We start from the raw sequence: 26,152 nt of genomic DNA on the forward strand, positions 1-26,152 counted from the left end.
TCCTGTGCCACAAGGCCTTCAGAGAGCGAGAAAGTGAATAGTCATGGCAGCGAGCGCGCCGCAACGGCGACGGCGACGGCGACGGCGACGGCGACGGCGACGGCGACGGCGACGGCGACGGCGACATGAGCGTCCGGCGATCTGGACCCGACCATCCGTTCTGGACGTGACCATCGGGGAAGAGGCTGCTCAGCGCGGCGACCAGCCGCGTGCGCTCAGAGCGGCCGCGATCTTGGCCACGGCTCGAGGAACCACCCCGAGAGCAGGAAAGACGACGAGGCTGGTCAGATCCGCCGCCGCGACGCGGACCTCAAGCCACCCGGCTGCCGCGGTGAGGTCAGCCCGTTCGATGTCGAGCGCGTGCTGACGCGGATTGCCGTGGTGGATGCCGTCGTACTGGACCGAGATGCGCTGTTGGCGGTATCCCAGATCGGGCTCCACGACCTGACGCCGGCCACCGACATGAATCCACATGTTCAGCTCCGGTTCGGGCAGTCCTGCGCGAACGAGCATCAGACGGAGGCGTGTCTCGGGTTCCGAGTCGGCGCCGACGCGCACGAGGTCGAGCGCAGCGCGCGCCGTGCGGATGCCGCGGACATGGCGCACCTCATCGACCCTCCGCTGCAGGACCGCGAGCCGGACGAGTGGCTCGGCCGGTTCGAATCCCCGGGGATCGGGATGCCAACACACCATCGCGTCCCCGAGTGCGGTGAGCTCGTCGGGAGTGAGACAGCCTGCGAGGTCGAGGAACACCCGTGCAGGGGTGGTCACCCGCACGCCGTGGCGTTCCGTCACATCCGTCGCCGGAAGGGCCGCAAGGTGGCCGACGACACCCCGCCGCCGTGCAGCGGTCGTCCGGGTCATCACCGCGGCATGCGTGACGTGCACGGCGTCGCGCTCCTGCAACCGACGCGGAAGGGGCAGGTCCCAGACGATCGCCGCTGTCGCATGACTGATCACCGACCCAGGCATGGCCGCCGTCGCTGCCAATGCCCGGTGAAGCGCGCACATGGTCAGCTCCGGCGCGAGACGCGCTCCCGTGATTCCCGATGCCAGGCCCGGATCCTGGAGCCGGCTTGCGGTCACGCCGAGGACGAGCGCCTCGCGCACGGAGAACGCCCGGCCGGCCAACGACGACGGCAAAGGCCTGCGGCTCCTCACCGCACCAATCCCATGCGCCCATCGTTGCCCGACGGCGGCCTCGCCGGGACGTCGTCCGTCGCCGCTGTGGACAACTCCGTCCAGCAGCGGCGTCCACCAGCACGCTTCGCCGCTCGTCGTGCCGCCCTTCCGAGCGTTGACTATTCACGTTCTGGGCTCAAACGCCGCTGTGATCGCAGAGATCGAATAGTCAACGCATCCGAGCCGAACAGCACATCCGCCATGATCAACGCCTCCGCGCCCACCCTCCCCCGCGCCAGCCACCACCCCCGCCGTCGGCCCGCTGGCAGAATGGACCGGTGCCCCACGACGACTTCTCCTTCCGCGTCACCGCCCGCCTGAACGAGACGACGTCGTCGACGGCGGCGGGGCGCACGGGCGTCATCGACACCCCGCACGGCCAGATCCGCACCCCGGCGTTCATCCCCGTCGGCACGCAGGCGGCGGTCAAGGCGGTACTGCCGGAGTCGATCGCCGACCTCGGCGGCCAGGCCGTCCTCGCCAACGCCTACCACCTCTACCTGCAGCCCGGCGCGGACATCGTCGACGAGGCGGGCGGGCTCGGCCGCTTCATGAACTGGCCGGGCCCCACGTTCACCGACTCCGGCGGCTTCCAGGTGATGAGCCTGGGCAGCGGCTTCAAGAAGGTCATCACCATGGACCTGCCGGCCGGCGAGCAGGGCGCCGACGACGCCGTCGCCCCCGGCAAGGAGCGCCTCGCGAACGTCGACGAGGACGGCGTCTGGTTCCGCTCCCACCTGAACGGCGACCGCCACCGGTTCACGCCCGAGGTGTCCATGGGCATCCAGCACCAGCTCGGCGCGGACATCATGTTCGCCTTCGACGAGCTGACCACGCTGATGAATTCCCGCGGCTACCAGGAGGAGTCCCTCGAGCGGACCCGCCGCTGGGCGCAGCGCTGCCTCGACGAGCACGCCCGGCTGACAGCGGAGCGGGAAGGCAAGCCCTACCAGGCGCTGTTCGGCGTCATCCAGGGCGCCCAGTACCAGGACCTGCGCCGGAAGGCCTGCGCGGATCTGGCGGAGATGCGCGCGGCGACGGCCGACGACGCCGGCCACGGCTTCGACGGCTACGGCATCGGCGGCGCGCTGGAGAAGGAGAACCTCGGCACGATCGTCGGCTGGTGCGCCGAGGTGCTCCCCGAGGACCGGCCCCGGCACCTGCTCGGCATCTCCGAGCCGGACGACGTGTTCACCGCGATCGAGAACGGCGCCGACACCTTCGACTGCGTCTCCCCGACCCGCGTGGCCCGCACCTCGGCGGTCTACACCCGGGACGGCCGGATCAACCTCGCCGGCGCGCGGTACAAGCGCCAGTTCACGCCCATCGACGAGACCTGCGACTGCTACACCTGCGCGCACTACACGGTCGCCTACCTGCGACACCTGTTCAAGGCCAAGGAGATGAACGCCGCCACCCTCGCCTCGATCCACAACGAGCGGTTCGTCGTGCGGATGGTCGACGACGCGCGGCGGGCGCTGGACGACGGGACGTTCTTCGACCTCAAGACCGAGGTGCTGGGCCGCTACTACGGCACGCGCGCGACGACGCCCGCCGGCTGAGGCAGGATGCCGCGACGGCGGCGGGCGAGCGGGGCGGTCAGGCCACGGACCGCGCGCGCCGCCGTCGCCGGAAGCTGCGGTAGAGGAAGCCGAGCCCCACCGCGGCGACGATGAGGACCACGAGCACGAGCACCGGGATGAGCACGGCCGCGACCGACAGGGCGACGGCGGAGGCGTCCTCCGCGGTGCTCAGCACCGGGGCGGCGGTGCCGACCGACGCGGCGTTCGCCACGGGCCGCGCGGTCGCCTTGACCACATGGACGGCGAGCGCGGTCACCACGCCGACGACGATCGGCACCCACTGCTGGCTGGTGAAGAACGACGCCGGGTCGGTGACCGTCGCGGTCTGCGAGGCCGATCCGGCGCCGAAGACGATGCCGCCGGACGTGGGGCGGACGACGGTCTGGACCCAGTCGTTGACCGAGTCCACGGCCGGGATCTTGTCGGCGACCACCTCGAGCACGAGCAGCACCCCGAGGATCCCGAGCACCCACCCGTTGGAGAGCCACGCGAAACCCGACGGCAGGGTGACCACGTTCGTGAACCGGTCCAGCAGTCCGAGGACGAGCAGCGGGATGTAGGCGTTGAGGCCGGACGACGCGGCCAGTCCGGCGCCGGTGAGGATCTCCATGCCGCTCTCCTCTCGGTCACCCTTCCAGGACGGCGGCGGCCGTCAGGCTCAGGGTAGCGTCAGGCCGCGGGCGGCGTCGCGTAGTCGGGCTCGCGGGCCTTGATCGCCCGGATGACGACCATGGTGAGCGGGCTGACGACGATCTCCACGAGGCACTTGTACACGTACCCGGTGATGACGTAGTTGACGAACTGCCCGGCGTCGGCGATGCCGATCACCGGCGTCGCGATGGAGCAGAAGATGATCGTGTCGGCCAGTTCGCCGACCCCGGTGGAGCCGATGAGCCGCCCCCACAGCGCGGACTCCCCGGCGCGCTCCTTCATGCGCACGAGCACCCAGGAGTTGAGCAGCTGGCCCACCACGTAGCCGGCCATGCTCGCGAGCACGATCTGCGGCACCTGGCCGAGCGCCCCCTCGAGGGCGGACTGCTTCGCGATGCCGTAGTCGTCCGAGAAACCGGGCAGCGCGATGATGACGACGAATGCCAGCGAGGCGAGCAGCGACAGGGTGAACCCGGTGATGACGGTGCGACGGGCGGCCGCGAAGCCGTACACCTCGCTCAGCACGTCACCGAGGACGTAGGCCAGCGGGAACAGGAAGAAGCCGCCGTCGGTGACGATGGTGAAGTCCCCGAACACCGGCCCGATCAGCACACCCTTGGACGCGCCGATGTTCGACAGGATGAGGATGACGCAGAACAGCGCCACGATGATGTCGAAGTAGCGGCGGTTCCGGGTGGCGAACGCGGCGCGATGCGGCGTGGCGACGCTCATGGCAGGCCTCTCGAGGTGGATGACGATGGGGGCGGTGAGTGTCGACGTCGGCACCGCGCCGGACGACGGGTCCGACGGCGAGACGACGGCGGCACCCGTGCCGAGACGACCACCCGCATGCGAGGGGACGCCGTCGGGGTGGTTCCCGGACCGGATGCGTCGACGCTCGCGGGCACCGGACCGCCTGCCACCCGGCCGGTGCACGCCCGTGTCACGGGCAGGGTTATTGTTTCACGCGGCGGTCACAGCGGCGAGAACGCCGGAGGCGGACAGACGCGCGACTGCCGGACGAGCGCGGACGGCCGCACAGCGGTGGCCGACGCCGAGGTGAAGAATGGGCCCATGGCACAGCTCACTCCCTCGACCGACGCGTCCACGCCCGACTCCTCCGAACCCGGGCGTCCGCCCGTCGTCCTGACCATCGCCGGATCCGAGGCGACCGGCGGTGCCGGCGCCCAGACCGACCTGAAGACGTTCCAGCAGTCCCGGGTGTTCGGCATCGCGGCCCTGACCTGCATCGTCTCGTTCGACCCGAAGGACAACTGGAACCACCGCTTCGTGCCGGTGGATCCGCAGGTGATCGCGGACCAGCTCGAGGCCATCACGGCGGCGTACCCGATCGACACGGTCAAGATCGGCATGCTCGGCACCCCTGCGACCGTCGAGGTCGTCGCGGGCTGGCTGGCCGACAACTCGCCGCGCACCGTGGTGCTGGACCCGGTGCTGATCTGCAAGGGCCAGGAGCCCGGCGCGGCCCTGGACACCGACCAGGCGCTCAAGCAGCACATCCTGCCCCGCGCGACGTTCGTGACGCCGAACCACTTCGAGTCCGAGCAGCTCTCGGGCGTGGACGGCATCGCCTCGATCGAGGACCTGACCGAGGCCGCCCGCCGGATCCACGAGGCGAGCGGTGCCGTGGTCCTCGCCAAGGGCGGCGTGCGGCTCTCGGGCGACCAGGCGCAGGACGTGTTCTACGACGGCAGCCGGGTGGACGTGCTCACGGCCCCGAAGATCGGCGAAGTGGCCGTCAGCGGTGCGGGCTGCACCCTCGCGGCCGCGGTCGCCGCCGAACTGGGCAAGGGCGCCGACCCGCTGACCGCGGCCCGCTCGGCCAAGTCGCTGGTCACCGCGTCGATCCAGGGCCGGATGACGTCGAACGCCCCGTTCGACGCCGTGTGGCAGGGCGCCGCAGGCTGAGGACAGCGCCGCCGGCTAGGACAGCGCCGCCTCAGCGGCCGAGGAAGTCCAGCACCACCCGGTTCCACTCGTCGGCGTGACTGACGTTGACGCCGTGCGGGGCGCCGGCCACGACGTGCAGTTCGCTGCCGGCGATCGCGGCGTGGGTACGGGCTCCGGACCCCTCGAACGGGACCGTCGCGTCGCCGTCGCCGTGGATCACGAGCGTCGGCACGGTCACGGCGGACAGGTCGTCCCGGAAGTCGGTCGTGCCGAAGGCCGTCATGCAGGCCAGGGCCGCCTTCTTGTCCGCCTGCAGGGCGAGGGCGACGGCCTTCTGCCGCTCCTCCTCGGAGACCTTCAGCTGACCGTCGACGGAGAAGAATTCGGTGGTGAACTGGTCGTAGAACGCCGCCTGGTTCGCGGTCAGCGAAGCCGTCATCGCGGCGGCCTGCTTCTTGGTCAGCGGGCCCTCCGGGTTGTCGGAGCCCTGCATCAGGTACGGCGTGACGGCGGACGCGAACACGACGCTGCGCACCCGCTCCCCACCGTGCTTCGCCAGGTACCGGGCGACCTCGCCACCGCCCATCGAGAAGCCGACGATCGTGGCGTCCCGCACGTCGAGCGCCTCGAGCAGCGTGCTCAGGTCCTCGGCGAGCGTGTCGTAGGTGTACCCGGTCAGCGGCTTGTCACTGCGGCCGAAGCCGCGGCGGTCGTAGGTGATGACGCGGTAGCCGGCGTCGGCGAAGGCGCCGACCTGGTGCTCCCAGGACTCCCCCGACAGCGGCCAGCCGTGGATCAGGACGACGGGGCGGCCGGAGCCACCGGTGTCGTCGACGTGCAGGTCGGTGTCCTTGAACAGGCCGTGGTGAGCGGTGATCTCGGTCAAAGCTGTTCCTTCCGTCGTCACCGGCCCGGCCGGGCCGGTGGGGGCGCCGGGCACTCGCCGGTCCCCGTGTCCATGCTTCGGAACCGGGCCTGCTGCCGGATGGGATATTGACAGTAGGCTTGCTTTCAGCATCGCGGCGGGTCACGGCATGGTCAAGATCTGGCCACGCCTCGTTGACATGTGACCGATTCGACATGAGGGTTGTCTCAACCACTGTCGATCGACGGTGGCCACCGGATCCTCTTCCGGGTCATCACCGCATGCGAGCAGGACTTCCCCGTCGCGTCGCTGCGTCCCGATCGGACACACGGCGCGATGTTCTGTTCGCCCTCTTCGAGGAGAACCATGAATAGAGCGCGCAACAGGGCCCTGGGACGGGCGCTGCTGGCGACCTTGACCGGTGCCGCACTTGTCACGAGTTTCGCGACACCCGCCATGGCCGACCAGAAGTCCGACCCGACCAGCCCGGCGCAGGGACTGAAGTCCCAGCCCGTGAAAGCCTCCAAGATCTCGCCCCGGCTCGCCAGCGCGTCGGGGCAGATTTCTGTCTACGTCCAGTTCACCGGCCAGGGCGCATTCGACCGCACCCAGCCTGCCGCGGTCAAGAGCGGCGCCCAGAAGCCGGTCGCGAACGTGGCCGAGGTGAAGGCCATCCGCGCGTCGATCCAGACGGCGGCACGGGCCGCGGCCGGGGCAGCCCGGGCGACCACGCTCTACACCACGACCAACACCATCCCCGGCGTCGCGCTCCGCGGCGACGCGGCCGCGCTGCGCGCGCTCGCCCAGCAGGCCAACGTCGTCAAGATCACCCCGCTGGTCACCAAGCACGTCGACAACAAGGGTACGGACATCGACACCCGTGCCCTGGACTCCTGGGTCCAGACCAAGGCGACCGGTCAGGGCACCACGATCGCCGTGATCGACACCGGCCTGGACTACACGCACACCGACTTCGGCGGCCCCGGCACCTCGGCGGCCTTCGCCCAGGCCAAGGCGTCCCCGACCATCCCGGCCGGCCTGTTCGACCCGAACAAGTTCGCCGGCGGCTACGACCTGGTCGGCGACGACTACGACGCCGATCCGAGCTCGGCCACGTACCAGCCGGTGCCCAAGCCCGACGAGAACCCGCTGGACTGCAACGGTCACGGCTCGCACGTGGCGGGCACCGCCGCCGGGTACGGCGTCAACAACGACGGCTCGACCTTCACGGGCGACTACGGAACGCTGAACGCCGCGACGGTCAACGGCATGCGGATCGGCCCCGGCTCGGCCCCGAAGGCCAAGCTGGTCTCGCTGCGCGTCTTCGGCTGCAACGGGTCGTCCGACGTCGTGGGCGAGGCCCTCGACCGGGTCCTCGACCCGAACGGTGACGGCGACTTCAGCGACCGCGCCCAGATTGTCAACATGTCCCTCGGCAGCGACTGGTCCCCGACCGACGACCCCGAGAACGCCATCGTCGACAACCTGACGGACCAGAACATCCTCTCCGTGGTGGCCTCCGGCAACGCCGGCGACAGCTACGACATCGGAGGTTCCCCGGGCAACGCCAAGTCCTCGCTGACCGTCGCCAACAGCATCGGCTCGAAGGTCACCCTCGACCGCATCGACGTGCTCGCGCCGTCCGATGTGGCCGGCCAGGTCCAGGGCCAGTACTCGGTGAACTTCGACTACAACGCCTCGACGGTCACCCAGGCGCAGCTGACCGGCACCGTGGTGCTGCCGCCGGACGTCGCGACGAACAAGTTCGGTTGCACCGCGTTCAACGACCCGAACGGCACCCTCAAGGGCAAGTGGGTCTGGCTGACGTGGGAGGAGAACGGCGCGTTCCCGTGCGGCTCGGTCGCGCGGTTCAACAATGCGGCGGCCGCCGGCGCCAAGGGTGTCGTCCTCGACTCCCCGCGGGACGTGTTCGACGCCGGCATCTCCGGTAACGCCACCATCCCGGGCGTCCAGCTGAACCGGACCTCCTCGGACAAGCTGCGGGCGGCGGCCACCGCCGGCACCCTGCAGGTGCGGCTGAGCCCCGACTACATCGGCACCGCCGACGGCCCGTCGGGCCAGCTGGACCAGCTCAACTCCAGCTCCTCGCGCGGGGTCCACGGCTCGAACGGCATCATCAAGCCCGACGTCGCGGCTCCCGGCACCCTGATCGGGTCGGTCGCCGTGGGCAGCGGGAACAAGCCCAATGTCAAGACCGGCACCTCGATGGCGACCCCGCACGTGGCCGGCATCGCGGCGCTGGTGCGCGGCAAGTACCCCTTCCTCACCGCGACGCAGACGAAGGCGGTCGTGATGAACACGGCCAACCACGACGTCGTGACCGCGGACGGGGCGGTGTACGGCCCGAACCGGGTCGGCTCCGGCCGCGTCGACGCCCTCGACGCGCTGAGCACGCCGACGTACGCGTTCGCCGCGAACGACCCGACGCTGACGAGCATCAACTTCGGCGTCCAAGAGGTGGGCACCCAGCCGGTGACGGTGACGAAGAACGTGACCGTCCGGAACAACACGACGTCCGCGATCACCTACTCGGCCGCCTACAAGGCGTCCAGCCAGGTGCCCGGCGTCGCGTACGCGGTTCCCGCGACGGTGGCCGTCCCGGCCTCCGGCTCGGCGACCGTTCCGGTCACGATGACGATCGCGGACCCGAAGGCGCTGGCCAAGTCGGAGGACCCGTCCCTGGAGGCCACGCAGAGCGACATCGCGCGGCAGTTCATGGCGGAGGCCGCCGGCCGGCTGACGCTGACCGCCGCCGGCAAGCCGAACCTGCGGATCCCCGTGTACGCGTCCGTCAAGCCCGTCTCGGCCATGTCGGCCGGCGCGGTCGCGTTCGGCGCGAACCCGACCAGCACCCTCGTGCCGCTCTCGGGACGCGGCAACACGCAGACCGGCTTCGGCGCCGTCGTGGGCGGCTTCCAGCTCGGTGCCTCCAGCACCAGGCTGCCCGCCTCGACCCAGCCGCAGCGTGACGTCCTCGACCTGCAGTACGTCGGGGCGAACAGCTCCGTCCCGGCGGTCGCCGCCGCGGGCGGGAACACGAACAACGCCGTGGTGAACTTCGGCATCTCCACCTGGGCCAACAGCCCGGTGATCGCCGGAGGCACCGAGTACGACATCGAGGTGGACACCAACGGGGACGGCACGGCCGACTTCGTCACCTTCACGACGCGGATCCCCGACGTGGACCTGCCCGTGGCCGCCACCTACCCGATCGTCAACGGCGCGCTGGGCAAGCAGGTCGACCTGGAGCCCGTCAACGGCCAGCTCGGGAACGTGGACACCAACACGTTCGACACCAACGCCTTCACCGTCCCGGTGCAGGCCGCGGCGTACGGGGTGGACCTGACGAAGTCCGCGCCGATCCAGTACCGCGTGTCCAGCTACAACAGCTACAGCAGCGCGGCGATCGACTCGACCAACTGGATCGCGTACAACGTGACCCAGCCGAGCGTCGCGTTCGGCAACGCGGACGGCAACGTCCTGTTCAGCGACGTGCCGGGCACGGGCCTGCCGGCCCAGCGGTCGGCCTCCGGTGGCGCGGCGCAGGCGCTCTTCCTGCACCTGCACAACGCGACCGGTGACCTCTCCGGCAAGGCGACCACCGGTGACACGGACGGCGGCCGCGCCCAGGTGGTGCCGGTGACGGTGGTCACCCCGCCGGCGAAGCCGTCCATCCCGTCCGTCTCGACGGTCACCGCTGTCGACCCGGCCGGCAACCTGTGGGCCTACCCGGCCGACGGGAACGGCAGGCTCGGTGCCCGCACGAAGATCGGCTCCGGCTGGCAGAACGCCAAGTCGACGTCGGTGGTCGACTGGAACGGCGACAAGGTGCTCGACGTCGTCGCCCAGTGGAAGGACGGCCACCTGTCCGTCTACCCGGGTCGCAGCGGCGGCGGGTTCGCCCCCGCGGTGACCCTGGCCGCCTCGGGCTGGGGCGGGAAGGCGACGGTGCTCGCCACGCAGTGGACCCGCACCGGCGCTCCCGGCATCCTCACGGTCGAGACCAACGGTGATCTGCGGTACTACCCGAACACCAGCGGCTCGGTCGGGCCGAGCTCCGTGATCGGCCGCGGCTGGTCGGGGCTCGAACTGAGCGACGCCGACTGGGACAAGGACGGGTCGACGGACCTGCTGGCCCGCCGCAGCAACGGTGACCTGCTGGTCTACCGGAGCAACGGCGCCGGCGGCATCGTCTCCGAGAACCGTCCGGTGGTCGGCCGGGGCTGGAACGGCCTGTCCTCGATCGTCGCGCGCGCGGACTTCTCGGGCCCCGGGTCGCTGAGCGTCCTCGGCATCGACTCGAGCGGCCAGCTGCGCAACTACCCGGTGGTCGACAAGTCGATCCGCTCCGCCATCATCATCGGTGGCGGTTGGGCCGGGTACCGCCTGAGCGAGTGAGTACGGCTCGGCGGTCCCTCCCCGGAGGGACCGCCGAGTGATCGGACCGAGGGCCGGTGGCGTCACGCCACCGGCCCTCGGTGCGTTCGGGCGTCATTTCCCGCAGCGCAGGCGGCCGGGGCGCGTCGTGTCGACGGAGCGGGCGTCGGCGACCTGCTTGAAGCCGGTGCCGAGCACCAGGTCGACCGCGGTGCCGGTGCGGGCGTCCTCCCGGTACACCGACCCGGGCAGTTGCCGCTGGACGGCGAGCGCCGCGGACCGGCCGGCCCGCCCGGCGACGACCGTCACCGCCGCGGGATCGGCGACGGTCCGGTTGCCGATGCCGGTGATGACCATGCCGCGCTCGCGCAGCCGCGCGGCCACCGAACCCGCCAGCCCGGGGGTCGACGTCGCGTTCAGCACGTCCACCTGCACCCGGTTCGCGGCGGCGGGGACCACCGGCACGGTCGGGCAGCCCGCCGCGTTGACGGTCGGCGTCGGCTTCGCCGTGGCGACCGCCGTCCGGGCCGGCGCGGGGAACGGCCGGTATCCCTGCACCATCGCCAGCACGAGGACGAGCGCCGAGGCGAGGACCACCAGCGCGAAGATCAGCACCAGGCCGTGCAGCAGCCGGCGGCGATGGCGGAATCGCTCCCGGTCGGCCTCGTCGGCCTGCAGGGTGCGGGCCAGTTCCTCGTTGGTGACGATGTGGAGCCCGTGCAGGTCCAGGGGGTCGATCGGGCGTCGCGCCACAGGATCCGCCTTTCAACTGTCGGTTCGGCTCGTGGACCAGCAGGTTCGTGGGCCTTCGGGTCGGTGGACCTGCGGTCCGGTCTCAGTCGTCGATCTCGAGCACCCGGGCGTGCAACACCGCTCGCCGGTGCAGGGCGGAGCGCACCGCCCGGTGCAGCCCGTCCTCGAGGTACAGCCGACCCTGCCACTTGACCACGTGCGGGAACAGATCTCCGTAGAAGGTGCTGTCCTCGGCGAGCAGCGCCTCCAGGTCCAGCGTCCGCCGGGTGGTGACCAGTTGGTCGAGGCGCACCTGCCGTGGAGGCACCGCCGCCCAGTCCCTCGGGGTGGCCAGGCCGTGGTCAGGATAGGGTCGGCCCTCACCGACCGCCGCGAAGATCATGGGGACCATGCTAGGCAATGGTCCGGAACGCCCCGGGCGGCCTGCTGCCAGACTGGTGGCATGACTTCCGCGTCGAGCCCCGTTCGATGAGCGCCGCACCACGGCCGTTCGCCACCTCCGCCCCGCCCTTCGGGCTTCTGCTGGACGTCGACGGCCCGATCGCGAACACCGTCACCCGGACCATCGCCGTCCCGGGCATCGCCACCGACCTGGCCGCCCTGGGCAACGCCGGCGTGCCCGTCGTGTTCAACACGGGCCGGTCGGCGAACTTCCTGTGGCGCGAGGTGGTGCCGCCGCTGCGGGACGCGGGCCTGGATCCGCGGGCACGCGTGCACGCCGTCGGTGAGAAGGGGGGCACCTGGTTCAGCTTCATCGAGCCCGACGACGCGGTGCACGTCGATCCCTCGGTCCAGCTGCCCCCCGTCGTCGCCGCCCTCGTGCGGCCCCTGCTGGAGGGCCGCTCCGGCGCGCACATGTTCCTCGACGAGACGAAACTGGCGATGGTCTCCCTCGAGCAGTCCACCGCGGTGTCCAACGACGCCTACCTGCGGGTGCAGCCCGACTTCGAGGCGGAGCTGCTCGCCGCGCTGACGCACGAAGGGATCGGCTGGATCCACGAGGTGTACGACCGGCGGTTCCACCCGGACGAGCACGGCGCCACGCCGGTCCGGGTCGAGCCGACCATCATCTCCACGGATATCCAGCACGAACGGTCCGGCAAGGCGCTCGGGGCCGAACGCGCCCTGGCGCTGCTCGGCGAGGACGGCGCGATGCCGCGGCGGTGGTACACGGTCGGGGACACCCCGTCGGACTACGCCATGGCCGACTGGCTGCACGAGCACGGGCACGACGTCGTCCACGTCGACGTGCGGCCCGTGCCGCGCCGGGATGAGCCGCCCTACCCCGTGGACCTCGTGGACGACCTCGAACCGGACGTCGCGACGGCGCGGTTCCTCGCCGCGCGCGTCGCCGAGGTGTGACCGGCGCCCTGACGCCGCAGTTCGCGCCCCGGCCCGCGCGGTGCGGATCAGTACTTCCGCAGGTCCACCGGGCCCTGGCCGTACCAGGCGGCCCGCAGCCCGTCGACGACGGCGTGGATCGCTGCGGTCACCGCGCCGGTGGAGTCGCCGAGCACCCGCAGGGCGAGACCCGGCACCGCGAGGGTCGTCGCGCCGCCGAGGAGTTCGGGACGGCGCGCCAGCTGGGCGCGGGCCGCGTCGACGTCGTCGGCGGTGATGCGCGGGTCGACGACGAGCAGGGTGCCGACGTGCGTGCGCCCCTCGAGCAGGCCCGGCGCGGTGGGGTCGGTGTCCCCGTCGCCGTGGGCCAGCTGCAGGTTGTCGACGACGACGCTGCGGCCCTCCATGGTCACGGCGGTGCGCAGCCGCAGCGCGTCGTACCGGAACGGTTCGCCGCCGGGCGACCAGCCCGGGGTGACGACGTCGGCGAGGACGAGCGAGGCGGACGGGTCCATCTCGACCCGGGTGTCCTGCCGGTAGCGCGCGCCGCGGTAGGCGATCAGCTGGTCGGGCAGGTACTCGAACCGGCTGCCCGCCGCGAGCCGGGCGGTGAGCGTCTGGGTCGCCCCTGTGCGCGGGGTCCGGTAGATCTTCGTGGCGGCCTGGCCGGTCAGCAGCAGCTGAGCGGCCGGGGCGAGGGTCACCTGGATCCGGTACCGGTCCCCGTCCAGGTACGCACCGCCGGGGTTGACGACGACGTAGGTCACCTGTCCCGTCGCGTCCGGGTGTCCGATCGGGTCGAGGTACAGCGGGCGCAGCACGCGCAGCGCGCCGCGGTGGAACTGGTGGCCGGCCACCGAGCGCCCGTGCCGGGGCTCCACGGTCAGCTCCAGTTCGCCGCGGAAGCGCTCCGGCTCGCGAGCCCCGCCGCCGGGCGCCCGGGCGGCGGCGACGCTCACGCCTGCCGGGCCGCTCACGCGAGGTCGAGCATCAGGACGTCGTGGCGCAGCCAGTGGATCACCTGGTCCAGCCCGTCGTCGGTCCTGAGGTTGGTGAAGCAGAACGCCTTCTCGCCGCGGAAGTCCTTCGAGTCGGCCTCCATCACCGCCAGATCCGCGCCGACGTACGGGGCGAGGTCGGTCTTGTTGATGATGAACAGGTCGGACTTGATCATGCCCTGCCCGGCCTTGCGCGGAATCTTCTCCCCCTGCGCCACGTCGATGATGTAGATCGAGAAGTCGACCAGTTCGGGGCTGAACGTCGCCGAGAGATTGTCGCCGCCGGACTCGACGAAGATCACCTGCAGGTCCGGGTGGGTGGCCTGCAGGTCGTCGATCGCGGCCTGGTTCATCGAGGTGTCCTCGCGGATGGCGGTGTGCGGGCAGCCGCCAGTCTCGATGCCGACGATCCGGTCCAGCGGCAGGACGCTCGTCCGGGCCAGGATCTTCGCGTCCTCGATCGTGTAGATGTCGTTCGTGATCGCGGCCATCGAGATGTCCTCGCTCAGCGCACGCGTGAGGCGTTCGATCAACGCGGTCTTGCCCGCCCCGACCGGTCCGCCGATGCCGATCTTCACCGGTGTCATGGTGTGTCCTTCCCTTGCTTCTGTGGGTGCTCGCCGTCGTGCGCGGTGGTCGTCAGCTCATGAACATGCGGGCCCGCTGCATCTCGTGCTGCATCTGGGCGATCTCCAGGCCCGGAGGCACCGCCCCGAGGTCGTCGCCGGTCAGCTGCCCGATCCGCTGCGTGGCCGCCCGGACCGCCGGACCCATGCCGGCCAGCACCCGTTGCCCGGCGTTCTGCCCGAGGGGGATGCCGCGGACGGCGTTCTGGGTGAGCGCGCCGAGCGTCGAGAACAGCCAGGCGGGGACCAGGACCGACGCCGTGGCCCCGTGGTCCACGCCGATGAGGGCGAACGCGATCGACGGGTGGGCGTGACAGCGGCCCGCCGCGACGAGGGACGCGTAGGCCCCCAGCAGCGGTCCCGGCAGCGCCTCGCGGCCGATCTCGACGAGCCGCCGTCCCATGGTCACACCGGCCTGGCGGATCTGGGCGGGCAGGGCCTGCGCGTGCATCAGGTCGTCCAGTTCCGCGAGCCGGTCGGTGAGGGACGCGGGCACGTCGACGGTGCCCTCGCCGCCGCTCCCCTGCCGCGATGATTCCGCCGCCTCGGCCGTCAGCCGCACGGCGAGCCCGTCGGCGTGCACGAGCTGCAGGTCGAGGAAGCGCGTGAGCCACGCGGCGAAGGTCGCTTCGTCGGTCACGGTGCCGCGGTGCAGGTAGGTCTCGAGGCCGAACGAGTGGGCGAAGGCGCCGGTGGGCAGCGCGGAGTCGCTCAGCTGCTGCAGGGCGAGCAGGGCGCCGACGGGCAGGAACCCGCCGGCATCGTCGTCGTCGAGCGCGGGCACTAGTGCGTGTGCTCCGCGTGCCGGAACGGGACCGGCAACACCCGCTCCTGCCGGTCGAACGGCACCCCGTGCTGCTCGAGCCAGCCCTGCACCGTGTGGTCGTACTGGACGACCATGACGTCGGCGGCGTACCCGGAGTCGGCCCCGAAGAACTGGGCCTGCAGGTGCCGGTTGCCGAGGGCGTGCGCGGTGACGCCCATCTGCAGCACGGACTCGGGAGCGATCACGAGCACGTCCGTGGGCAGCACCGCGACGGCGACGAGGCCGGCGTCGTCGCGGAGCAGGATGTCGCCGTCCTTGAGGTCGCCGTCGGGCCCCGGCGCCGCCCGCAGCCGGAGCCCGAGTTCGCGGCCGTGGTCGGTCGTGACCCGCTGGATGCGTTTGACCAGGGCGGCGCTCGGCAGCACGACGCGCTCGACGTGGACGCCGGCGCGCTCCTCGTCGGTCAGCTCGGCCAGGTTGCCGGCGATCTGCTCCACGATCACGCTGTGCTCTCCTCCTTGCTCGTCGTCATCCGCTGCCCTGCCTCGGAACGCCCCGGTGCATCAGAACAGGAAGTACCGCTGGGCCATCGGCAGCACGTCGACGGGGTCGCATGTGACGCGCTCCCCGTCGACCCGCACCTCGTAGGTCTCCGGGTCGACCTCGATGTCCGGCGTCGCGCCGTTGTGCACGAGGTCGGACTTGCGCAGCGTGCGGATGCCGTGGACGGCGCGAATCTGCTTGCGCAGCCCGAGCTGCTCGGGCACCCCGGCGTCGACCGCGGCCTGCGACAGGAACGTGATCGACGAGGCGTGCACGGCCGTGCCCATCGCGCCGAAGGACTCGCGCATCAGCTGCGGCTGCGGCTTGGGGATGGACGCGTTGGGGTCGCCCATCACCGAGGTCACGGCCTGCCCGCCCTTGAGCACGAGGGCCGGCTTGACCCCGAAGAACGCCGGCTCCCACAGCACCAGGTCGGCGAACTTGCCGACCTCGATGCTGCCCACCTCGTCGGCGATGCCGTGCGCGAGGGCGGGGTTGATCGTGTACTTGGCGATGTACCGCTTCAGCCGCGCGTTGTCGCCGCGCTCGGTGTCGCCGTCGAGCTTGCCGCGCTGTTTCTTCATCTTGTCCGCGACCTGCCACGTGCGCAGCACCACCTCGCCGACCCGGCCCATGGCCTGGGAGTCGGACGAGGTGATGGAGAAGACGCCGAGGTCCTGCAGCACGTCCTCGGCCGCGATCGTCTCGGGCCGGATCCGCGAGTCCGCGAACGCCACGTCCTCGGGGATGTCCGGGTTGAGGTGGTGGCACACCATGAGCATGTCCAGATGCTCTTCCTCGGTGTTGCGCGTGTACGGCAGCGTCGGGTTGGTCGACGCGGGCAGCACGTTGGGCAGGCCGGCGATCCGGATGATGTCCGGCGCGTGCCCGCCCCCCGCACCCTCCGTGTGGTACGTGTGGATCACCCGGCCGTCGATCGCGCGGATCGTGTCCTCGACGAAGCCGCCCTCGTTGAGGGTGTCCGTGTGGATGGCCACCTGCACGTCGTACTCGTCGGCCACCCGCAGCGCGTTGTCGATCGACGACGCGGTGGCACCCCAGTCCTCGTGGATCTTCAGGCCGATCGCCCCGGCACGGATCTGCTCCGCCAGAGGTTCCGTCGTCGCCGCGTGGCCCTTGCCGAGGAAGCCGACGTTCATCGGCACGTTCTCGACGGCGCGGAGCATGTTCGCCAGGTTCCAGCGGCCCGGGGTCACCGTCGTGGCCTTGGTGCCCTCCGCGGGCCCGGTCCCGCCGCCGATCATCGTGGTGATGCCGGAGGTCAGGGCCGTGACGAACTGGTCGGGGCTGATGAAGTGGATGTGCGAGTCGATCCCGCCGGCGGTGACGATGCGGCCCTCGCCCGCCACGGCCTCCGTCGCGGGGCCGATGACGATGTCGACGCCGTCCATGATGGTCGGGTTGCCGGCCTTGCCGATCCCGAGGATGCGGCCGTCCCGCAGCCCGAGATCCGCCCGGTAGATGCCGGTGTGGTCGAGCACGATCACGTTGGTGATGACGGTGTCCGCGACCGGCGCCTCGTCCGGGCCGCCGTCGCGCACCGCGGTGCCGTCCTGGCCCATGCCGTCGCGGATCACCTTGCCGCCGCCGAAGACCACCTCGTCGCCGTGGGCGGTCAGGTCGTCCTCGATCTCGAGGAACAGGTCGGTGTCCGCGAGGCGGACGGCATCGCCCGTGGTCGGGCCGTACAGGTCGGCGTACTGGCGCCGGCTCATCGAGAAGCTCATGGGTGTCCTTCCGCGCGGTGACGGATCAGTCGAGGGGACATTCAGTCGAGAGAAGCGTTCAGTCGAGGGGGCCGTCGACGGCGCCGGTGAAGCCGTGGACGGCACGCGCCCCGGCCATCGCGACGAGGCGGACCGACTTCCGGTCGCCCGGCTCGAAGCGGACCGCGGTGCCGGCGGGGATGTCGAGGTGGAAGCCGCGGGTCAGGGCGCGGTCGAACGCGAGTGCGCGGTTGACCTCGAAGAAGTGGAAGTGGGAGCCGACCTGCACCGGGCGGTCCCCCGTGTTGGTCACCTCGATCTCGACGGTCTCGCGGCCCTCGTTGATCAGGACCGGTTCGTCGCGCAGCACGTACTCGCCGGGGATCATCGCGTCCTCCGTCAGCGGATGGGGTGGTGGACGGTGACGAGCTTGGTGCCGTCGGGGAAGGTCGCCTCGATCTGCACGTCGGCGACCATCTCGGGCACGCCCTCCATCACGTCGTCGCGCGTGAGGATCGTGGTGCCCCAGCTCATCAGGTCGGCCACCGTGCGGCCGTCCCGGGCGCCCTCCATCAGCTCGTAGCTGATGATCGCCACCGCTTCGGGGAAGTTGAGTTTCAGGCCGCGGCCCTGCCGGCGGCGCGCGAGGTCGGCGGCGACGACGATCTGCAGTTTCTCCTGCTCGCGGGGCATCAGGTGCATCGAAGTCCTTCGGGACGCGGGACGAGGTGATCCCACCCTAGGCCCGCGCACCGACAGTGCGCGACGTCGTCCACCGACGCGAAGAGCCCCTCCCGGACGGGGAGAGGCTCTTCGTGCGTCGGTGCGGACACCGATCTGCGGAGGATGGGGGATTTGAACCCCCGAGGGCGTGAACCCAACACGCGTTCCAGGCGTGCGCCATAGGCCGCTAGGCGAATCCTCCTGGTGCTGCTCGCGAACGAGCAGACCTCAGGCTACCCGATGGCCGCACCACCGAGCCAATCGACGCGCGAAGCACAACGGCATCGGGAAGCGCTCGGGTCTAGGCGTGCCGCCCGTCGCGCCGTCCGGCGTGCCGGACGGCTGCTCGCTCGGGGGATCAACCCCGGTCGGTGTCGACCTCGGGCTCCTCGGCGCCCGGCTCGTCCAGGCCGCGCTGGGCCCGGTCGGCCTCGGGCGAGGCCTCCTCCGGAAGGGGGTCGGTGGCCGGCGGGACCTCGCTCGGCGCGTAGTCGGCGATCCCGGCGTCGACCCGCTCCTCCTCGGTCGCCTCCTCGAGCTCGTCCAGCTCCTCGTCGTCGACCGGTTTCGCGCCGCCGTGGTAGCTGCGGTCGCGTCGCGGCAGGGCATCGTCCTCGGGCTCCAGCACGTCGTCGAGATCCGTGCGGGGCTGGTCGGTCTGGTCGTTCTGGTCGTTCGGGGTGCTCACGATCGTCTCCTTCTCCGCCGTGTTCCGCGGTGCGGTCCGGCCCGGCAACGCGGTTCCGAGGTCGTTCGCCACCGCGCTCCCGACCACCGCGATCCAGCACCGTGCGGCAGTCCACGCGCTCTCCCTGGCGACGGCCTCCCTCGCAGACTAGCCACCCGGTGCGGGCCCGACCAGAGCTCCGGGTCGACGTCGGGCCGGGATGAGGGCGGCGTGAGAGGGGGCGGTTGATCCGCTAGACTCGAGACCAGCCCCTCGTGCGGCGTCATCCTGTTGAACTCCCCCAGGACCGGAAGGTAGCAAGGGCAAACGGGCTCTGGCGGGTGTACGAGGGGTCTCTACGTTGTGCGCCCGTGCCGGTCCCGTCCGGGCTCGGCACCGGCCGGCCAGTTCTGTCAGTGCCAGTCGATAGGGTTTCATCCGTGAGCACCGCCCTCTACCGCCGCTACCGTCCCGAGACGTTCGCCGACGTCATCGGTCAGGAGCACGTCACCGAACCCCTGATGACGGCGCTGCGGAAGAACCGGGTCAATCACGCCTACCTCTTCTCCGGTCCCCGCGGGTGCGGCAAGACGACCTCGGCCCGGATTTTGGCCCGCTGCCTCAACTGCGCGCAGGGCCCCACGGACACCCCGTGCGGCGTGTGCGACAGCTGCGTCGAGCTGGCCCGCGACGGGTCCGGCAGCCTCGACGTGATCGAGATCGACGCCGCGAGCCACGGCGGCGTCGACGACGCGCGGGACCTCCGTGAGCGGGCGACGTTCGCCCCCGTGCGGGACCGCTACAAGGTGTTCATCATCGACGAGGCCCACATGGTCACCTCGGCCGGGTTCAACGCCCTCCTCAAGATCGTCGAGGAGCCGCCCGAGCACATCCTCTTCATCTTCGCGACCACCGAGCCGGACAAGGTGATCGGCACCATCCGGTCCCGCACGCACCACTACCCGTTCCGGCTCGTCCCGCCCGAGCCGCTGCTCGCCTACCTCGAGCGGCTGTGCGCCGAGGAGAACGTCCCGGTGGCGCCCGGCGTCCTCTCCCTGGTCATCCGCGCCGGTGGCGGCTCCGTCCGCGACACCCTCTCGGTCCTGGACCAGCTGATGGCCGGGGCCGGGGACGAGGGCCTGAGCTACGAGATGGCCATCGACCTGCTCGGCTACACGCATGCCTCGCTGCTCGACGACGTCGTGGATTCCCTCTCCGCGGGCGACGCGTCGACCGTGTTCGGCGCGGTCGACCGGGTGATACAGACCGGTCACGACCCGCGCCGCTTCGTCGAGGACCTCCTCGAGCGGTTCCGCGACCTGATCATCGTCGGCGCGATGGAGGAATCGGCTCGGCACGTGCTGCGCGCGGTGCCCGAGGACGCGATCGCCCGGATGCAGAACCAGGCGCGCCAGCTCGGCCGTGCGGAGCTCTCGCGGGCCGCCGACATCACCAACGCGGCGCTGACCGAGATGACCGGCGCCACCTCGCCGCGCCTGCACCTCGAGCTGCTGTGCGCGCGCCTGCTGCTGCCCGGCGCGGACGCCGGGGAGCGTGGGGTCGCTGCCCGGGTCGACCGGATCGAACGGCGGCTGAACTACGCGGCGCCCGACGCCGGACGCGGACCGGCCTCGGCGATCTCGGGCGCCGTCGAGCACGGCGTGGAGCACGTCGGTCTGACGCCCGCCGCCGGAGCGCCCACGGCCGCGGCGACCGACGGCGCACTCACCGACGCCTCGCGTGGTGACGGTGCGCGTGCTGATCGTTCTGACCGCCCGCAAGCCGACGACGCGGGCGACCGGCCGGCTCGCGGGCCGTCTCCCGTTGCTGCCCGGCCCATTCCGGCCACCGACGGTGCAGCCCGTCCCACGCCGGCCCGGCCCGCGCCCGCCCGCCCGGCACCGGCGTCCACGGACGAGTCGGCCGCCGTTTCCGCCCCCGAGCCTGCCCGGCCGGCTCCGTCGCGGCCCTCTCTCGCGAATCCGCCGACGCCGGACGTCGCGGGTGACGGCGCGGCAGAGGCACCCGCTCGCGTCGACGAGGAGACCGCCGGCGATGCTGCGGTCACCGAGAACGTGTCCGACGCCGTCGACGGAACAGATCGGACCGCCCCGGGCGACCCGACCGAGGACCGGGACGTGCCCACCGACCACGACGAGTCGCCGGTCGCGGCCGCCCCCGTCGACCCGGAGGACCTGCCCGAGCCCCCGCCGTCCCGGCAGCCCGGTGGCAACGCCGCAGCCGAGGACGACGAGCCCGGTGACGCCGTCGCCCCGTCGTCCGACGCAGAACCCACGCCCACGCCCGCACCTTCGGACGGTGGCTCGTCCGACGTCGACATGGTGCGTCGAGCCTGGCCGGAGGTCCTCGAGGCGCTGGGCCGCACCAGGAAGGTCGCCTGGATCCTCGTCTCGCAGAACGGCACGGTCCGCGCGCTGCGGGAGAACACCCTCTATCTCGAGTTCCCCACCCCCGGCATCGCCGAGCAGTTCGGCCGCCACGAGGAGCACCTGCGCGAGGCCCTCGGTTCCGTTCTCGGCCTGCAGGCGCGGATCGTCGCGGTCCACCCGGGTTCCGCGCCGCCGTCGGAGGCATCCCGCGCCGGAGCCGACTCCGCCGCTGGGGGCAGCCGCCCAAAAGCACCCGCTGAGTCCGCCGGCCGCCCCACGCGTCCGGCCGATCCCGGGCGCGCCGGCTCCGGCGGCGCCGCGCCCGCTTCGCCGTCGACGGCGCGAGACGGCGGATCAGCGACTGCTGCAGCACCGCCGGATCGAGCGCAGTCTGATCGAGCCCAGTCCGGGGCAGCACAGTCCGGGGCATCGCATGACGACGGGTCGCAGTCGGGCCGGGCCCAGTCCGGTGCTGCACAGTTCGATCGAGCACAGTCCGGAGCAGCGCAGTCTGATCGAGTGCAGTCCGGGAACGCGGCCTCCGACGGGACGCCCGCCGGAACCGCCGGGGCGAATCCGCGCGAGCGCGTGTGGTCCCCTTCCGGTCCGACTCCGGCACCGGCACCGGGGGCACCCCGTGACGCGTCGTCGTCCGCGCAGCCGACGCCCCGCTCCTCGGAGTCGGCGCCGGCACAGTCCGGCGCGCCGGAAGCGGCTCCGTCAACGTCAAGCCCGTCGCGACCCGCTGACGCGACCTCCATCTCGACCTCGACTCTGACCTCGACGGGATCGACGTCGGAACAGCCGTCCTCGCCCCAGCACGACTCGACACAGACCGGCCCGACACCGTCCGACTCGACACAGCCCGACTCGAAGCCGTCACCGGCCACCGGGCCCAGCACGGCGGCGACCAGCTCGAGCGACTCGGGTCCGTCGTCGTCCGGCACGGGTACCGGCCGGGCGGATGCCCCCGATGAGCCCGCCGATCGGTCGCGCGGGAAAGCGTCCACCGAGTCCGCTGCCGAGCGGGAGGCGACCGACCGCGCCGACGGCTCGAACCGCGAGAGCGCCGGTCGCCCGACCGCTCAGTCACCGGCCACCGCGGTGTCCGCCTTCCCGTGGGACGACGAACCGCCCCTGCCGGACGAGCCCGATCTCGACGAGCCACCGTTCCCCGACGACGAGTACGTCGGGGCAGGCCGGCACGCGCCGGGTCGTCAAGCCTCGATGCCGGCCGGCGACCAGCAGCCAGCGCGTCCCCGGGCGGCGCGCCCAGCTCAGAGCAGTCTGGCCGCAGGCAGTCCGGCGGGGGAGGCACCGGCACGTCCGGCCCCGGGTGCGTCTCGCGGTGCCGACGCACCGGCTCGCCCCGCACCCGGCGCAGCCGGAACCCCCGCCCGTCCCGCACCTGCAGGGCTCCGCGACGGCGACGCTCCCGCGCGCCCCGCCCCGGGTGCATCCCGGGGAACCGACGCTCCCGCGCGCCCGGCCCCGGGCTCGACGAATCAGGCCGACGCTCCGGCGCGCCCGGCGCCCGGCGCGTCGGCGGACGCTCCTGCGCGGCCTGCCCCGGGTATCGTCACCGAGACCGAGGGCCGCCCCGCGCCGGGGACCAACGGCCGTCGGCCGGCCGCCGTCGATGCCGCCCCGGCCTCCGACGGCACGGAACCTCCGGCCGCCGAACCGTCGGCCGCGGCACCGAGTCCCACGCCGGCGGCACCCGCCACGGTCCCGACGCCGATGGAGGACATCCCGAGCGAGGACGACCTCGTGCTCGAGGACTCGGGCCGCGCCGGCCGGGCTGCGGCCGAGCGGGTGCTCGGCGCGCAGCTCATCGACGAACGCGAACTGCTGCGCGACTGACGGCAGCACCGCAGCGCACGGTCCACGGTGAAGGACCACCAGCACAGACCACCACCCGGCGCGATCCACCCACCGGCCGGTCGCACCGGTCCCGCACGACCCGAAGGATAAGGTGACAGCGTGTACGAAGGAGCCGTCCAGGAGCTGATCGACGAGCTCGGACGCCTTCCCGGGATAGGCCCCAAGTCGGCCCAGCGCATCGCCTTCCACATCCTCGAGGCGGACACCGCGGACATGCGCCGGCTCGCCACCGCCATCACCGACGTCAAGGAACGCGTCAAGTTCTGCTCGATCTGCGGCAACGTCTCCGAGTCCGAGACCTGCTCCATCTGCCGTGACCCGCGCCGCGACCCCAGCGCCATCTGCGTCGTCGAGGAGTCCAAGGACGTCATGGCGATCGAGCGCACCCGCGCCTTCCGCGGCCGGTACCACGTCCTCGGGGGCGCCATCAACCCGATCGGCGGCGTCGGCCCCGAGCAGCTGCGCATCCGCGAACTGCTCAACCGGCTCTCGGACGACACGATCACCGAGGTCATCATCGCGACCGACCCGAACCTCGAGGGCGAGGCCACCGCCACGTACCTCGGCCGCATGCTCGCCACCCTGGGCATCCGCGTCACCCGGCTCGCTTCCGGCCTGCCCGTCGGCGGCGACCTCGAGTACGCCGACGAGGTCACCCTGGGCCGCGCCTTCGAGGGCCGCCGCACCCTCTGAGCGCCCGGCCGCACGGCGTCGTCGGCCCACCGGCCACACTGCGGACGCAATTGAGAGCGGCTCATGCCCGCGGACTACACTTTCCGTGGCGTCCGCGCGCCCGTCGCGTGTGACCCGTCCCGTGTCCGTCAGCCCGGCAGGAGCGCCACACCCGTGAGCCTGATCGTCCAGAAGTACGGCGGTTCGTCCGTCGCCGACGCCGAGGGCGTCAAGCGCGTCGCCCGCCGGGTCGTGGACACGCAGCGCGCCGGGCACGACGTCGTCGTCGTCGTGTCCGCGATGGGCGACACCACCGACGAACTGCTGGACCTCGCCGACCAGATCACCACGGCCCCGCCGGCCCGCGAGATGGACATGCTGCTGACCGCCGGCGAGCGGATCTCCATGGCCCTGCTCGCCATGGCCGTCACCGACCTCGGCGCCAAGGCTCAGTCCTTCACGGGCAGCCAGGCCGGCCTGATCACCGACAGCCTGCACGGTCGGGCGCGTCTGGTCGAGGTCGACCCCCACCGGATCCGCACCTCCGTGGACAAGGGCAACGTCGCCATCGTCGCCGGCTTCCAGGGCATGAGCCGCACCACGATGGACATCACCACGCTCGGTCGCGGCGGCTCGGACACCACCGCCGTCGCCCTGGCCGCCGCCCTGCACGCCGACGTGTGCGAGATCTACACCGACGTGGACGGCATCTACACCGCGGACCCGCGCATCGTGCCGAACGCGCAGAAGATCGGCCGCATCAGCAGCGAGGAGATGCTCGAGATGGCCGCGTCGGGGGCGAAGGTGTTGCACCTGCGCTCCGTCGAGTACGCCCGCCGCTTCGGGCTGCCGCTGCACGTCCGCTCCTCGTTCAGCCACCACGAGGGCACCTGGGTCATCCCCGACCCCGCCACGGCGCACGACATCAGTGAAGGAATCACCTTGGAACAGCCCATCATCTCCGGCGTCGCGCACGACCGTTCCGAAGCCAAGCTGACCGTCGTCGGCGTCCCGGACGTGCCCGGCAAGGCCGCCCGCATCTTCGAGGTGATCGCGGCGGCCGCGGTGAACATCGACATGATCGTCCAGAACGTCTCCACCACGCGCGGTCGCACCGACATCTCCTTCACCCTCGGCATGAGTCAGGGCACGACGGCGGTCGAGGCGCTCGAGGCGGCGCAGGAGGAGATCGGTTTCGAGTCGCTCTCGTACGACGACTCGATCGGCAAGCTGTCGCTGGTCGGCGCGGCGATGCGCTCCAACCCGGGCGTCTCCAGCCAGTTCTTCTCCGCCCTCTCGAAGGCCGGCGTCAACATCGGGATGATCTCCACCTCCGAGATCCGCATCTCCGTCACCACGCGCGCCGACTCGCTCGACGACGCGGTGCGCGCCGTGCACCAGGCGTTCGGGCTGGACGGCGAGACGGAGGCGACGGTCTACGGCGGCACCGGCCGCTGAGCCGTCGTCCTCGCTCCGCGGCGCCCCGCGCCGTGCCGGCACCCGTGAGCCCCTCATGACCGCCCCGTCCCCCGAACGCGCTCGCGCCGGCGTGCCGCTCGTCGTCCTGCCCGCCGCGGACGCGACCGACCGCGCGGACCGCCATCTCGCGCACGCCGCCCGGTACACCGAGCCGTTCCGTGCGCGGCGATCGGCCGGGATCAAGCACCCCGTCGAGGACTTCCTCTTCACCTACTACGCGCTCAGCCCGGGCAGGCTCGAGCGGTGGCACCCCGGGGCCGGGTCCGTGCTCACGGGGCCGGCGGCACTGGAGCGGGCCGTGTGGAAGGACCACCGGACCCTCGACGCCGCCGAGCGGGAGCGGCTGGGCCTGACACCGGACGAGCCGGCCGTGACCGCCGACGTCGAGGGGTTCCTCGCCCGACGGTCCGCCACCGTCGCCTTCGCCGCGCGCCTCCTGGCCTCGACGGCGTCGCGACCCGGCCAGTTCGGGTGCTTCGGCCTGCACGAGTGGGCCATGGTGTACCGGCAGGGCGCCGACGACCGCCGGCACGAGCAGCTGCCGCTGCGGCTCGGCGCCGAGGGCACCGACGCCGTCGTCGAGGGCCACCGGCTGCGGTGCACGCACATCGACGCCTTCCGCTTCTTCACCCCGGAGGCGACCGGCCGCAACGAGCTGACGCCCACGCGGGAGCGGCAACCGGACCTCGAACAGCCCGGCTGCCTGCACGCGACGATGGACCTCTACAAGTGGGCGTTCTCGCTGCTGCCGCTGATGCCGAGCGAACTCGTGCTCACCGCGCTGGACCTGGCGTCGGACGTGCGGGAGGTCGACATGCGGGCCTCCCCGTACGATCTCACCGCGCACGGCCTGGCGCCGATCCAGATCGAGACGGCCGCCGGCAAGGCCGAGTACGTGGCCGCGCAGCGCGGCTTCGCCGACCGGGGCGCGGACCTGCGCCGCCTCCTGTTGGCCGAGCTCGACCGGTGGGCCGGCACGGCCTGATCCGGGTC

General features: G+C 71.8%; 22 protein-coding genes, 1 tRNA gene and 1 other RNA gene. 9 read left to right on the top strand and 15 right to left on the bottom strand.

Annotation, left to right across the window (positions count from 1 at the left end):
• Positions 1-189: 189 nt before the first annotated feature.
• Positions 190-1,110, bottom strand: coding sequence for a hypothetical protein (locus tag V6N00_RS06750; RefSeq protein ID WP_334231315.1), 921 nt, complete (start codon positions 1,108-1,110; stop codon positions 190-192).
• Positions 1,111-1,460: 350 nt separating this feature from the next.
• On the opposite strand from V6N00_RS06750, the gene tgt reads away from it, so the two are divergent.
• On the top strand, positions 1,461-2,744 hold the full coding sequence (tgt, locus tag V6N00_RS06755; protein ID WP_334231316.1) for a tRNA guanosine(34) transglycosylase Tgt: 1,284 nt from the start codon (positions 1,461-1,463) through the stop codon (positions 2,742-2,744).
• Between the two features lie 37 nt (positions 2,745-2,781).
• On the opposite strand, the gene V6N00_RS06760 is transcribed toward tgt, so the two are convergent.
• Positions 2,782-3,375 (bottom strand): DUF4126 domain-containing protein, encoded by a 594-nt coding sequence (locus V6N00_RS06760; protein WP_334231317.1) that lies wholly within the window; start codon positions 3,373-3,375, stop codon positions 2,782-2,784.
• Positions 3,376-3,434: 59 nt separating this feature from the next.
• Positions 3,435-4,148, bottom strand: a complete 714-nt coding sequence (locus tag V6N00_RS06765) for a queuosine precursor transporter (protein WP_334231318.1) — start codon at positions 4,146-4,148, stop codon at positions 3,435-3,437.
• A 342-nt stretch (positions 4,149-4,490) separates the two neighbouring features.
• Here V6N00_RS06765 and V6N00_RS06770 point away from each other — a divergent pair, with 342 nt between their 5' ends.
• Positions 4,491-5,345, top strand: a complete 855-nt coding sequence (locus V6N00_RS06770) for a hydroxymethylpyrimidine/phosphomethylpyrimidine kinase (protein WP_334231319.1) — start codon at positions 4,491-4,493, stop codon at positions 5,343-5,345.
• 31 nt (positions 5,346-5,376) lie between these two features.
• Here the strand turns inward: V6N00_RS06770 and V6N00_RS06775 are convergent, their stop codons facing one another.
• Positions 5,377-6,213 carry an alpha/beta fold hydrolase gene (locus V6N00_RS06775; protein ID WP_334231320.1) on the bottom strand — a complete coding sequence of 279 codons (837 nt, stop codon included), beginning with the start codon at positions 6,211-6,213 and terminating at the stop codon, positions 5,377-5,379.
• A gap of 345 nt (positions 6,214-6,558) precedes the next feature.
• On the opposite strand from V6N00_RS06775, the gene V6N00_RS06780 reads away from it, so the two are divergent.
• The gene (locus tag V6N00_RS06780; protein ID WP_334231321.1) at positions 6,559-10,611 is read left to right on the top strand and encodes a S8 family peptidase; all 4,053 of its coding nucleotides are present in this window, start codon (positions 6,559-6,561) and stop codon (positions 10,609-10,611) included.
• A 93-nt stretch (positions 10,612-10,704) separates the two neighbouring features.
• Here V6N00_RS06780 and V6N00_RS06785 read toward each other — a convergent pair whose 3' ends face one another.
• Entirely contained in the window at positions 10,705-11,343 is a 639-nt protein-coding gene (locus tag V6N00_RS06785; RefSeq protein WP_334231322.1) for a LytR C-terminal domain-containing protein, read from the bottom strand.
• Positions 11,344-11,425: 82 nt separating this feature from the next.
• Positions 11,426-11,725: a type II toxin-antitoxin system VapB family antitoxin gene (locus tag V6N00_RS06790; RefSeq protein ID WP_334231323.1), complete on the bottom strand. Its 300-nt coding sequence runs from the start codon at positions 11,723-11,725 to the stop codon at positions 11,426-11,428.
• Between the two features lie 86 nt (positions 11,726-11,811).
• Between V6N00_RS06790 and V6N00_RS06795 the strand changes: the two genes are divergently transcribed.
• Positions 11,812-12,705 (top strand): hypothetical protein, encoded by an 894-nt coding sequence (locus V6N00_RS06795; RefSeq protein ID WP_334231324.1) that lies wholly within the window; start codon positions 11,812-11,814, stop codon positions 12,703-12,705.
• A gap of 47 nt (positions 12,706-12,752) precedes the next feature.
• On the opposite strand, the gene V6N00_RS06800 is transcribed toward V6N00_RS06795, so the two are convergent.
• The 9 genes from V6N00_RS06800 to V6N00_RS06840 form a co-directional block, all read right to left on the bottom strand.
• Positions 12,753-13,661 carry an urease accessory protein UreD gene (locus V6N00_RS06800; protein WP_334231325.1) on the bottom strand — a complete coding sequence of 303 codons (909 nt, stop codon included), beginning with the start codon at positions 13,659-13,661 and terminating at the stop codon, positions 12,753-12,755.
• Positions 13,658-14,269, bottom strand: a complete 612-nt coding sequence (gene ureG, locus V6N00_RS06805; protein WP_334231326.1) for an urease accessory protein UreG — start codon at positions 14,267-14,269, stop codon at positions 13,658-13,660. The genes V6N00_RS06800 and ureG overlap by 4 nt, the downstream gene beginning before the upstream one ends.
• A 52-nt stretch (positions 14,270-14,321) precedes the next feature.
• Complete coding sequence (locus V6N00_RS06810; RefSeq protein WP_334231327.1) at positions 14,322-15,092, bottom strand: urease accessory protein UreF; 771 nt, start codon at positions 15,090-15,092, stop codon at positions 14,322-14,324.
• Entirely contained in the window at positions 15,092-15,577 is a 486-nt protein-coding gene (gene ureE / locus V6N00_RS06815) for an urease accessory protein UreE (RefSeq protein ID WP_334231328.1), read from the bottom strand. Before ureE ends, V6N00_RS06810 begins: the two co-directional genes overlap by 1 nt.
• A 60-nt stretch (positions 15,578-15,637) precedes the next feature.
• Positions 15,638-17,365 carry an urease subunit alpha gene (ureC, locus tag V6N00_RS06820; RefSeq protein WP_334231329.1) on the bottom strand — a complete coding sequence of 576 codons (1,728 nt, stop codon included), beginning with the start codon at positions 17,363-17,365 and terminating at the stop codon, positions 15,638-15,640.
• A 58-nt stretch (positions 17,366-17,423) separates the two neighbouring features.
• Entirely contained in the window at positions 17,424-17,732 is a 309-nt protein-coding gene (locus tag V6N00_RS06825) for an urease subunit beta (protein WP_334231330.1), read from the bottom strand.
• 11 nt (positions 17,733-17,743) lie between these two features.
• Positions 17,744-18,046, bottom strand: a complete 303-nt coding sequence (locus tag V6N00_RS06830) for an urease subunit gamma (RefSeq protein ID WP_334231331.1) — start codon at positions 18,044-18,046, stop codon at positions 17,744-17,746.
• A 138-nt stretch (positions 18,047-18,184) separates the two neighbouring features.
• A tRNA-Ser gene (locus tag V6N00_RS06835) sits at positions 18,185-18,269 on the bottom strand.
• Between the two features lie 156 nt (positions 18,270-18,425).
• A complete protein-coding gene (locus V6N00_RS06840) occupies positions 18,426-18,755 on the bottom strand; it encodes a hypothetical protein (RefSeq protein WP_334231332.1) in 330 nt (109 codons plus the stop codon).
• 243 nt (positions 18,756-18,998) lie between these two features.
• Between V6N00_RS06840 and ffs the strand changes: the two genes are divergently transcribed.
• The 5 genes from ffs (at position 18,999) to V6N00_RS06865 (ending at position 26,144) form a co-directional block, all read left to right on the top strand.
• Positions 18,999-19,095, top strand: an RNA gene (ffs, locus tag V6N00_RS06845) — signal recognition particle sRNA small type.
• Positions 19,096-19,174: 79 nt separating this feature from the next.
• On the top strand, positions 19,175-22,987 hold the full coding sequence (locus V6N00_RS06850) for a DNA polymerase III subunit gamma and tau (RefSeq protein ID WP_334231333.1): 3,813 nt from the start codon (positions 19,175-19,177) through the stop codon (positions 22,985-22,987).
• Between the two features lie 120 nt (positions 22,988-23,107).
• Positions 23,108-23,701 carry a recombination mediator RecR gene (recR, locus tag V6N00_RS06855; protein ID WP_334231334.1) on the top strand — a complete coding sequence of 198 codons (594 nt, stop codon included), beginning with the start codon at positions 23,108-23,110 and terminating at the stop codon, positions 23,699-23,701.
• Positions 23,702-23,854: 153 nt separating this feature from the next.
• Complete coding sequence (locus V6N00_RS06860; RefSeq protein WP_334231335.1) at positions 23,855-25,138, top strand: aspartate kinase; 1,284 nt, start codon at positions 23,855-23,857, stop codon at positions 25,136-25,138.
• Between the two features lie 55 nt (positions 25,139-25,193).
• Positions 25,194-26,144, top strand: coding sequence for a 3-methyladenine DNA glycosylase (locus V6N00_RS06865; RefSeq protein ID WP_334231336.1), 951 nt, complete (start codon positions 25,194-25,196; stop codon positions 26,142-26,144).
• Positions 26,145-26,152: the final 8 nt, after the last annotated feature.

Origin of the sequence: Tersicoccus mangrovi (assembly GCF_036881825.1) — a bacterium.
In the GTDB taxonomy this organism is placed as follows: domain Bacteria; phylum Actinomycetota; class Actinomycetes; order Actinomycetales; family Micrococcaceae; genus Tersicoccus; species Tersicoccus mangrovi.

Bases quoted from the DNA above. Each gene is read 5' to 3' on its own strand.
- ureG (WP_334231326.1), bottom strand. From the start codon at position 14,269: ATGACACCGGTGAAGATCGGCATCGGCGGACCGGTCGGGGCGGGCAAG.
- V6N00_RS06865 (WP_334231336.1), top strand. From the start codon at position 25,194: ATGACCGCCCCGTCCCCCGAACGCGCTCGCGCCGGCGTGCCGCTCGTC.
- V6N00_RS06830 (WP_334231331.1), bottom strand. From the start codon at position 18,046: ATGCACCTGATGCCCCGCGAGCAGGAGAAACTGCAGATCGTCGTCGCC.
- V6N00_RS06795 (WP_334231324.1), top strand. From the start codon at position 11,812: ATGAGCGCCGCACCACGGCCGTTCGCCACCTCCGCCCCGCCCTTCGGG.
- V6N00_RS06765 (WP_334231318.1), bottom strand. From the start codon at position 4,148: ATGAGCGTCGCCACGCCGCATCGCGCCGCGTTCGCCACCCGGAACCGC.
- V6N00_RS06770 (WP_334231319.1), top strand. From the start codon at position 4,491: ATGGCACAGCTCACTCCCTCGACCGACGCGTCCACGCCCGACTCCTCC.
- V6N00_RS06780 (WP_334231321.1), top strand. From the start codon at position 6,559: ATGAATAGAGCGCGCAACAGGGCCCTGGGACGGGCGCTGCTGGCGACC.
- V6N00_RS06760 (WP_334231317.1), bottom strand. From the start codon at position 3,375: ATGGAGATCCTCACCGGCGCCGGACTGGCCGCGTCGTCCGGCCTCAAC.
- V6N00_RS06825 (WP_334231330.1), bottom strand. From the start codon at position 17,732: ATGATCCCCGGCGAGTACGTGCTGCGCGACGAACCGGTCCTGATCAAC.
- V6N00_RS06790 (WP_334231323.1), bottom strand. From the start codon at position 11,725: ATGATCTTCGCGGCGGTCGGTGAGGGCCGACCCTATCCTGACCACGGC.
- ureC (WP_334231329.1), bottom strand. From the start codon at position 17,365: ATGAGCTTCTCGATGAGCCGGCGCCAGTACGCCGACCTGTACGGCCCG.